The organism is Streptomyces anulatus, assembly GCF_000721175.1.
In the GTDB taxonomy this organism is placed as follows: domain Bacteria; phylum Actinomycetota; class Actinomycetes; order Streptomycetales; family Streptomycetaceae; genus Streptomyces; species Streptomyces anulatus_C.
Window position 1 is genome coordinate 1 of record NZ_JOEZ01000070.1, and the last position, 9429, is coordinate 9429.

The following is a 9429-nucleotide window of genomic DNA, read 5'->3' on the forward strand; positions in this document are numbered from 1 at the left end:
GGGTACGTCACCCCACTCGAAACGAGAACCTTGCTCAGGCAAGACCTCACCCCCGCAGCGTAAACACCCGCTGTCCAGGGCCCGGGGGGAACTTCACCAAGGCTCGGCAGGCGCTCCGTGAGGCCGTAGGCGGACTCTTGGAAGCTGAATCAGTCGAGGCGGGCGCGTCGCGAGAGGGAGAGGGGGAGCAGGTATGACGGAGAACGAGCAGGAGCGGACCCTCGAGACCGACATTCTGATCGGGCACATGCTGCACCAGACCGAAGCCGTGGTGGACGTCGATGAGCAGAGCCTGGCCCGACGTAAGACACGGCTGATCGTCCAGATGATGATGTCCCTGCCGAAGGAGGAACGGCGCGGGAACCGCCCGCAGAGCGCAGAGCAACCGAGCCGACCCGAGGCAGCACGCCCCCTCAGCGAGGTGGTCTTCCTGACCGTCGCAGAAGTGGCTGCTGTCATGCGGGTCTCCAAGATGACGGTCTACCGCCTGGTCCACTCCGGTCACCTTCCCGCGATCCGTGTCGGACGCTCGTTCCGCGTTCCCGAGCAAGCGGTCCAGGAGTACCTGCGAGAGAACTTCACGGAGAGCATCGAGTCCACCGATCGCCCGTGACGTCCGCTCACCGGGTGAAACTCCAGGCTGACGGGCCATTGAAATGCGCGGCTCCGCGCAGGAGCACCAGCCGCCGTGGTCGGCCCGACCACGGCGGCAACCATGATTGTGGTCGGGTCAGCGCAGGCGGACTGCGGTGACGACCGCGTGCCGGGGCGTGCCCGCCACGACCTCCACCACGATGTCACCTCTGGCGGGCGTGTAGGTGTCGCCGGCCTTCGTGAACGCGCGCCCCGTCTTGGGGACCAGACGCGGGCCGACAACAGATGCGAGCGTCGTGGTCAGCCTCTGGGACAGCACAACGCGTCCGTCAGGGAGCCGTACGACGAGCGCCTTCGGGTGCCGGGCGGTAGCCGGTGAACCTAACCACGGCCGCGTCGACCGTGTCCGTGTGTCTGACCTTCGCCCACACGCGGCCCGCCTTATATGACGACTGGAGCGGCTTCGCCGCGATCCCTTCCACGCCGGTGCCTTCGAGCGTCTCGTACCAGAGCAGAGCCTCGTCCGGGTCGGTGGTTGAGCACACCGGCGCGATCGGCGGACCGACGTTGGCGACCACGTCCGGGAGGACCTGGCGGCGCTCCACGTATGGACGCGGGCGTAGGTCGGGGAGGCCCGCCGCGGAGTGGGCTAGGACGTCGAAGGCGACGTATGTGGCGGGGTGGCGGTCGGCGAGTTGCCGGGCCCGGCGGGGGCGGGAGAGCGCGCGGGACTGCGCGGCCTCGAAGCTGATCCGCGCGTTGCCGTCGTCGGCGGCGAGATACACGACGGCCTCGCCGTCCAGGATCACGCCGGGAGGCAGGCGCATCGCAGCCACAGCCAGGTCCATCCAGAGCGCGGTGACGTCGCGGCCGGTCCGCGACTGCAGCCGGACGCCGTCCTCGGTCCGCCACAGCATGGTCCGGTGGCCATCGACCTTGATTTCGTAGGCCCACGACGGACCTGTCGGCAGCTGTGTCACGGACCGCGCGAGGGCGACATCCACGGGCCACTCCACCCCATCAGCCTGCGCCTTTGGGGCACCGGTTGCTTGCTGACGTACTCCCGCACCGAGAGCAGGTGACATCAGTGGCGCAGCGGTCCCGATGCGTCACACGGAGCCAGCCGCAGTCCTGCGCGATCGTACTTACGGCAGTACTTGTGTCAGCACTTGCGGCAAGTACTCGCGTCAGCCTGTCCTCGAGGGCTGCAAAACGGGCCCCAGGACGGGATGTCTTTGTGGCGCAGGCCCGTACAGCGCTTCGAGAATCGCCACGAAATTGAACAAAACGGGCATGCGAGGATTTCAAATCCCAGAACTTTTGAGCTTTGGAGGCCCGTGAAAGCCCCTGAAGGCTTCCAGGAGCGATTTGAGTCCTCGGAAAGGAAATCACATGCCGAGATCCAGAGATTCTGTCTAGTACTATGGTGCCGCAGCTGAACGCATCCATAGATTCGCTAGGGTGGGGTTCGGCTGGCGGGCAAAACAAGAACCGCCCCCCTGGCTGGGAGGCGGCTCCTGTAGGCGGTGGCCGGCTGGGGCCTATCGCTTCGTGATCACGTCGCACAGCCACGCGAGAAGCGTGACCACGAAGGTCCAGAAGTCCCAGTTCGGCTCATCCTCATCCCCCACGGGTGTTTCACCTGCTTCCGGTTCGCCGGAGGGCTCTCCTCCGGTCATATGACCCGGAGGGATGCGACAGGTGGACACGCTGGTGAACGCTCGGGGAGATTCTACGGGCTTTCGGGACACCCGAACGACTCGGCTATAGGGGCAAATCCCAGCAACACGCTTCATTCCGGGCGTAATTCAGGGATCACGCGTCCCCGGGTCCCTCGTTCGGGTGAATTCCGGCTTTTCCCGGTGCGTTCCATCAGCATTTCCGGTAGTCGGCGTGCCCGACTGGCTCCGGACCTCGCAGCTCACCCGGTGAGCTGGCCGGTGTCGGCCTGCAGCGCCTTCACCAGAGCAGTGAGAGGGAAGCGCCGGCCCTTTCCGAGGTTGCACAGTTGCTCCCAGTCGACCTCGGGGTGCACGGCGCCCACCGCGGCGACGGATGACGTGGTGAACATCGGGACGTCGACCGCCCCGGTCCGTGGGGTGCCGTACCGCACCTCGCGCCAATCGGTGGGTGTGATCCATCCCAGGGTGCGCATGTGCTCGAGTCGCCGCACACCGAGGCGTTCGGCGGCCTGGTCAGGGCCGAGCGGGGGTGTTGGTGGCGACCAGGTCGGCGATGGCGCTGGCACACGGCGTCGACCTGGTCGGGGTTGACGAGCGCCCCCTCGGGGGTGCCGCTGAGGTCGGTCAGTAGGCCGCGTGCGATGAGTCGGCGGACCACGAAAGCGGTGACGTTCGCCCGCTCGCCGTGCGCGGCCGGGTTCGGTGTGCCGAGCGCGGTGGCGATCCGGTCCGCGGCGGCGATGCCCGTGATCGGCTCGCGGGGATCGCGGTCCGGATTGCGTCCGCATCCATCGCCTTCACGGCGGCCCGCGACCAGCGGGAGGAGGGGGCGTCGGGGGCCGGGACGAGGCAGGTATGCCGCGCCTACCGGAAGGCCGTGATTGATACCCGGAGGCGTCCGGCGGCCTGGCTCTCGCTGTACTTGGTCAGTCGTGCCATGGGGATCTTCCTCTCTCGTGATCCGCCCAGAGCGGGCGAACAAGACTCTGACGAAGTATCTGAAAAGCTGTCAAGAGCTGTTAAGTTTGAGCAATTTGGACTTTCCTGCTTAGGTTCGCGCCCGCGTACGCGAGGGAAAATTCACCCGCGCGGTCAACTCAGCAGCGGGTAGCGTCCCGGGCCATGTACATCGATGTGGACGCCGATGAGGCGTGGGAACGGCTGCGGGCCAGCCGCTGGAATCCGCCGGGCAGGGCCGGAACCGGATCCCGCCGCAAGACCTACGCGGCGGCCCTGGAGCAGACCGAACAGATGTTCCGAGCCGCCGCCGTCGTGGGTCCCGCGACGCGTCCCCTTCAGGTCTTCTACGGCCTCAGCCAGGCCGGCCGCGCCATCGCAGCCGCCGCAGTGACCCTCAAGGGCGAGAACTGGCGACTCGTCACCCACGGGATCAAGGCCTCCGGGTTCGACAAGTCCTTCCCCGACATCGAGATCCGCACCGACCAGCCTGGCACCCACGGCAGCTTCGTCCGGGTCAGCGAGGTACTCGACTCACCTGTCTGGGAGAAGGACGCGATGCGCCTGGAGGACATGTGGGACCTGCTGCCCCTGAACCTCGGCTATCCGCTCACCGAGCGGGAGCGGCCCACCCCGCTCTTCGCGGCCGCGAGCAGCATCCACCACCAGGAGCACCCCCTGTTGAGCATCCCCGTGTGCGATATACCCGACCGGGTCATCGACGCCGGCACCCGTAAGGCACTGGCCGACTTCCTCATCTCGTACCCCGCCGTCGCCCGGCACGAGAGCTACGTGACCAACCACGCCCTCAGCCTCGGACGTGAGGCGACGCCCGACTACACCCGCTACGACCACGGCGGCGGCGAACTGGTGGTCAACTGGGAGATGCCCCAAGGATCGGCAACCGCAGCCGAGCGCCTCGAGTACCTGCTGACCATGACGCGCCCCTACGCGGGCCAGCGGTACTTCCTGCCCGTCCTCGCCCCGATGACCCGCGAGCTGCACCCACTGATGGCCTGGTGGGCCGTCCTGTACGCCCTGTCGATGCTCGCCCGCTACGAACCCGCGAGCTGGGTGACCAACATCAGCGTCGACAACAGCCAGCACGCCGTCTCGATCGAACGGTTCCTGGAACGCGCCATCACCCACCTGCCCATCCTGATCGCGGACACCATCATCGAGGTGAGCACCTGATCCAGGGATGGCTCAGCGCCGCCTGACGTCCGAGAAGCGGCGGGGCCGGGCAGGACGGGCCAGCTCGGCCCCGCCGCCGATCAGCCGATTAGCTTGTGCAGCACGGGAACGCTGAGCCCGAAGGAGCCCAAGCCCGCGGCGACGGCCTTGGGCACGGACTTCTCGGAGAGGAACACGAGCCCGCCCATGATGAAGCCGATGAAGCCGGCTGCCAGGAAGACCACGGCAGCGTGCACCGACAGCAGCGGCGGCGCCTCGGACAGCAGGCCCATGCCGGGCGGGCTGGGCGGTTCAGGTCGGGCGGGTACGGGGGAGCGCGGGTGCGGGTCCCGAGACATCGGGAGTCTCCTACGAGGCGGAGGAACAGAGACGGCGGACACCTGTGGTGGTGTCGTCCGCGTGGGAGTGGTGCGCGCCTCGCGGTCGGCGGTCCTGCTGCTCTCTGCCTGAGAGCGTCCCTGTGGGGTCTCGGCCCTGGCCCAGGGTGGCGTGTTCAGCGTAGCGGCGATCGACGCGGGTGTTGCCCTGGGTGTCTGGCGAGTGGTCATCGGTACTGCCTCCGGCGTGAGTTCGACATGGCGGGCGGGACAGTGACAGGACTCGGGTGCTTGCGTCTCGTCCTGCCGGGAACGGCTCCCTTCACCCCGTAGGGCCGGAAGCCGGGACCCGGACAGCAGCGACCGGGAGGAAAGATCCCGGGGCACGACGAAGGCCCGGACACCTCGTCCGGACCTTGCGCTGTCGAGGTCCTCCAGCGAGTCGAATGCCAGTAAGGGAGTTGGCGACGTGCCACCTGCTGACTCGGGTGACCTGGCGACGGCGGGGCGGGATTGGATCATCCTGCCCCGTCCCGTTACTCGTTCCTGGTTGCTCGCCATCGGAGATGGATACGCGGGGTCCGCACAGGGAGGCAGATCCTGATCGGCCCGTGCTACGGGTCAGGAACGCAAAAACCTCCTCTCCCGGTATGGGGGAGAGGAGGGAACGGAGTGGGATCTATCCTTATCGGTGTCTAGGTATGGTTACTGTCGGTTGAACAGGTTGCGCCTTCAAGCTGCAGCAGCTCGTCGCACCGTCCTTTGTGGTCTCACGGTGTGGCAACCGCACAGGCACTGCTCGGTGTTGTTCACATGCACCCTCAGCAACATTCGCCTCGTCGTGTCATCACTCACCCCCTCGGCGAGGCCAGCGCAGAGTTCTGAGAAGTGATCTCCGTAGGACCCTTCAAATACTTCTTCATTCGGGTCCGCTTCGATCATCTTCGCCTTGATCGTGTAGAAAGTGCACACGTACTCTAGGACGACGGTGATAAGCCCTTTGTCGAGGTACTCGATGGCTTCATCGCGCTTGTTCTTGTTCGTGGCTAGTAGGGACGCGCGTCCGTTCTGAATATCGCTGAAGAGCCAGAGCATTGAGAAATAGGCGCGCATCACGGCATCTCGTACTTCTCCTTTCGTGATGGGCTTGTTCCGCCAGTGGTAGGTGCCCAGCAGGTGTCGGTCGTCAACAGCAGTCTTCGTGGATAGAGTGCTGAGAAGTGCGTGTGCGCGCTCATATCGCCGTTCACGGCGCTGGCTCCGCGCCAGCAGTACAGAAATGAGGAGCGCGACACCCGCCACCAGTGCAGTTGGTGGCAGGATGGTGATCAAGGTGTCCAAGATCGATCTCCTTCCGGTCACCACTCCGTTTCACATAGGAACGTGGGAGACATCCCTGCGGTTCCACGGCAACAGGGATTTCACTGTTAGGGGGCGCGTAACAGGCGGAGCGCGCCCCCTGGGTTTCAAGAATAGATATATGCACGTCGAGGAAGGGGTTATGCCCACCGCATGCCGATGGCGGACAGCAGCTCCACCCGCTCCGGGGACAGCGTCGCGGCCCTGCTCCGCTGGTTCCCGATCCACGCCCCGAGCCGGAGCTCCCGCTCCTCCTGGTACTCGCCGACGACGATCCGTTCGACGTGCTTCCTTGGTACCCGCAGGTGCCCCTCGCGCTCGAAGAACTGCCGGGCGGCCTGGTAGTTCAGCGCCCACTTGTCAGCCTGCGTACGGCGCGGCTTGGGCTTCTCGTCCTCGGACGCGGGCTCGATCCCGAGGACCTGTTCGCACATCCACTGCTGCACGGTCGTCAGGTTGTCCCACCCAAGCCGGACCGAGCGCACCCACCGCCCGAGATCCTCGCCCTGGTGCACGACCTCGTCGGGCTCGGTCGGCAGCGGGCGGCCGGCCTCCAGGTGGAGCCGGACGAGGTGGAAGGCCCGTTGCCACTCCACCGGCCAGCTCGGGCACCACGACGGGTCGATGTCCTCCAGCTGCTCGCGCCGCTCGTCCGACAGCGCCCCGGCCACCGACTCCACTAGCAGTCCCTCGGCACGCCGCTGCTCGATATCGGCGGCCTTGCGGGCGGCGGCCCGCTGGTTCTTCAGCCAGATGCCCACCCGGTATCCCTGGTAGGTGGCGTCCAGCGGTGCCAGGAGGTGGCCCGCCTCGGCCGCCCACCCGCGCGCGGCGGCGAGACCTTCCTCCCAGGCGACGTCGTAGTGGCTCCAGACCATGCCGAGCTTCTCCAGCTGCGCGATGCGGTCCTCGTCCATGTCGCCGCGGGCGTAGAAGCGCCGGTTGTCCGCGATCCACTGCCCCAGGGGAAAGCCCGCGAGCGAGGCCGGCCACCCTTCGGCCTCCACCGCCTGGTCGTCGCCGCCGGGTACCCGGTAGGTGAAGGGCACCTTGAGGTCGCCGTGGAGCCGGTTGTAGATGACGGCGGCCTCGATGCCGCGCCGCCAGTGCTCGTGCTCGGGGTTGAGGACCCGCAGGTTGATGAACGCGGCCAGCTGCGCCGGGTCGCGCGGCGTGGAGAACTTCAGCAGCTGCCGGGCGGGCGTCGACGGCCCGCCGGACCCGTCTCCCTCGCCCCGGGTCTCCTGGCCCTGCGTGGCCTTCTGGACGGGCTTGTAGGCGCTGGGGGCCTGTTGCTCGGCGAGCTGCTCCACGACTCGGGCGTCGTGTGCCCTGAGCGCTTCGAGCAGCTTGGCCAGGCCGCCGAATGCCCGGCTGGTGAGCATGTTGTCCGCCGTCTCGCCTGGCCCCAGCAGGACGGGCACCACGAGCGAGGCGATCTTGCCCTCGCCGGGCTGCATGCGCAGCGCGCGGCCGACGGCCTGGACGAGGTCGGGCATGGAGCCGCGCACGTCGGCCCAGTACACGGAGTCGCAGTTCTTGGTGTCGACCCCCTCACCCAGCACCTTCACGGACCCCAGGAAGCCCTTCTCCACGACCGTGCCGTCCGTGGCGATCCCGGACGCGAACTCGCCCAGCACCCGGCGCCGGTGGCCCGGCTTGTGCTCGCCGCACAGCCAGTTGGCCCAGATCGTGCGCGGGTACAGCTCGGGGTCGGCGGCGTGCAGCCGCTTGGCGACGTCGGGAAGGCCGGCTGCGAACGCCTCGGCTTCGCGGACCTGGTGGTGGAAGACGAGCGTGCGCCGGAAGCCCTCCTCCGACGACGCCTTGAGCAGCGCCGTCTGGAGCGCGGCCAGTCGGGCCCCGCGGACCTCGTCCGAGCGGCCCTCAGCGCCCAGGAGCTGCGCGGCCTGGAGCTGGGTGTCGGTGATGTCTACGCACACCACCTGGTAGGGGGCACAGATTCCCCGGTCGATCGCCTCCGAGAGGGTCAGGGTGAACGCCCTGCTGCCGAAGAGGCCGTCCGGATCGTCTTCCATGCTTGCCACCAGCTCGCCCGGCGCCCCCTGGTCGGCATCCTCGTCCAGCTGCCACAGGCGCGGCGTGGCGGTCATGTAGAGGCGGCGCAGGGACGGGATACGGGTGTTGTCGTGGACAACGGCCCACGGCTTGCCGATCCGACCCGAAGTTCGGTGCGCCTCATCGACCACGATCAGGTCCCAGCCCGGAAGGCCGGCCTTGTGCGCCCGCTCCAGCGTGCCCAGCCCGAGGGAGGCGTACGTCGCGAACACGGTGACCTTGTCGAACGGCCGCACCCAGTCGACCAGCTCCTCCACGTCCGTGGTGCTGGGGAAGGTCACGTCCTCGCCCCGCAGGGACGAGACCCCGATCATCGGGCCCGTACGGCCTGCCTCGCGCCACGCGGCCTCGGTCTGGGTGAGCAGATCCAGCGAGGGGACGAGCACCAGCACGCGGCCCGCATGGAGCTTCTCTGCGCTGCGGGCCGCGACCCGGGTCTTGCCGGACCCGGTCGCCATGATCACCTGAGTCCGGAGCCCCCTCTCGGGCGCAAGAGATCTTGCAGGCAATTCGAGGGCACGGACAACCGCGTCAACGGCTTCCTGCTGCGCCGCCTCACGCTGATCGGTTCGGCTTGTGGTCGACATATCCGTCTGCCTTCTCCTGGGCTCTCGGCTGGGCAGGGAACGAGAAACCTACACGTAGACGGCCTGTGATCGGCTACGGTGAACCTCACCCGGAACCGGGTCACAGCCTCGGGCCAGCATTCGGAAGCGTGATCGGAAACCGGCCCAGCTCCCTTAGTAGTGGTGTTGTCTGAGTCCAGAGTCTATCTAGTGCTTCAAAGTGAAGCACTAGGAACGTTGAAAGTCCCTCGAACGTGGCTGAATTCTGCTACTGTTGCCTTATAGCCACCCCGCAAAGCATTCTGACAGGCGGTCAACTCGGCCCCACGACCCCCGGTTCGGCCTCTCACTCTCCCGATGGCCCGTCACCCCTCCCTCTTCTTGCTGCTGCTCGAGCCGTGAGGCCCGTGGGTGGGCCGTGCGGAGCGTGGCACGCCTAGTTCGTACGGGATTTGGGGGCGCGCCGGGTATGGCTGGAGCGCAGCGGAGGCTACGGGGCCGGCCGGAGGCCGGCCCCGGCCCGCAACGCGGGCCGGATGCCCTACGGTTGGCGGGGCGCGCGAAGCGCGTGCCGCCTGACGGTGAGCGGAGCGAGCCGTATCCGCTCACGCGGAGCGGGAGCGGCCGGGGAGCGCAGCGACCCGGTTCGCTTCTTCGGGCGCAGCCCGAAGGGACCCGCTC

Annotated in this window: 8 protein-coding genes; 2 read left to right on the forward strand and 6 right to left on the reverse strand. The window is 67.5% G+C overall.

Annotated features, from left to right (window positions below):
- Positions 1-421 precede the first annotated feature (421 nt).
- Entirely contained in the window at positions 422-613 is a 192-nt protein-coding gene (locus IG90_RS0138145; RefSeq protein ID WP_030595664.1) for a helix-turn-helix domain-containing protein, read from the forward strand.
- Between the two features lie 117 nt (positions 614-730).
- Here the strand turns inward: IG90_RS0138145 and IG90_RS46550 are convergent, their stop codons facing one another.
- From IG90_RS46550 to IG90_RS46555, 3 genes are all read right to left on the reverse strand, one after another.
- Positions 731-913 (reverse strand): hypothetical protein, encoded by a 183-nt coding sequence (locus IG90_RS46550; protein ID WP_233436210.1) that lies wholly within the window; start codon positions 911-913, stop codon positions 731-733.
- Between the two features lie 10 nt (positions 914-923).
- Positions 924-1598 carry an ATP-dependent DNA ligase gene (locus tag IG90_RS40320; RefSeq protein WP_233436211.1) on the reverse strand — a complete coding sequence of 225 codons (675 nt, stop codon included), beginning with the start codon at positions 1596-1598 and terminating at the stop codon, positions 924-926.
- 917 nt (positions 1599-2515) lie between these two features.
- The gene (locus tag IG90_RS46555; RefSeq protein WP_051860443.1) at positions 2516-2749 is read right to left on the reverse strand and encodes a hypothetical protein; all 234 of its coding nucleotides are present in this window, start codon (positions 2747-2749) and stop codon (positions 2516-2518) included.
- Between the two features lie 649 nt (positions 2750-3398).
- Between IG90_RS46555 and IG90_RS0138170 the strand changes: the two genes are divergently transcribed.
- On the forward strand, positions 3399-4427 hold the full coding sequence (locus tag IG90_RS0138170) for a YaaC family protein (protein ID WP_030595670.1): 1029 nt from the start codon (positions 3399-3401) through the stop codon (positions 4425-4427).
- Positions 4428-4507: 80 nt separating this feature from the next.
- Here IG90_RS0138170 and IG90_RS0138175 read toward each other — a convergent pair whose 3' ends face one another.
- The 3 genes from IG90_RS0138175 to IG90_RS0138185 form a co-directional block, all read right to left on the reverse strand.
- Positions 4508-4765: a hypothetical protein gene (locus IG90_RS0138175; RefSeq protein ID WP_233436212.1), complete on the reverse strand. Its 258-nt coding sequence runs from the start codon at positions 4763-4765 to the stop codon at positions 4508-4510.
- Between the two features lie 711 nt (positions 4766-5476).
- A complete protein-coding gene (locus IG90_RS44605; protein WP_157846399.1) occupies positions 5477-6085 on the reverse strand; it encodes a hypothetical protein in 609 nt (202 codons plus the stop codon).
- Positions 6086-6243: 158 nt separating this feature from the next.
- Complete coding sequence (locus IG90_RS0138185) at positions 6244-8769, reverse strand: DEAD/DEAH box helicase (RefSeq protein WP_078585556.1); 2526 nt, start codon at positions 8767-8769, stop codon at positions 6244-6246.
- Positions 8770-9429: the final 660 nt, after the last annotated feature.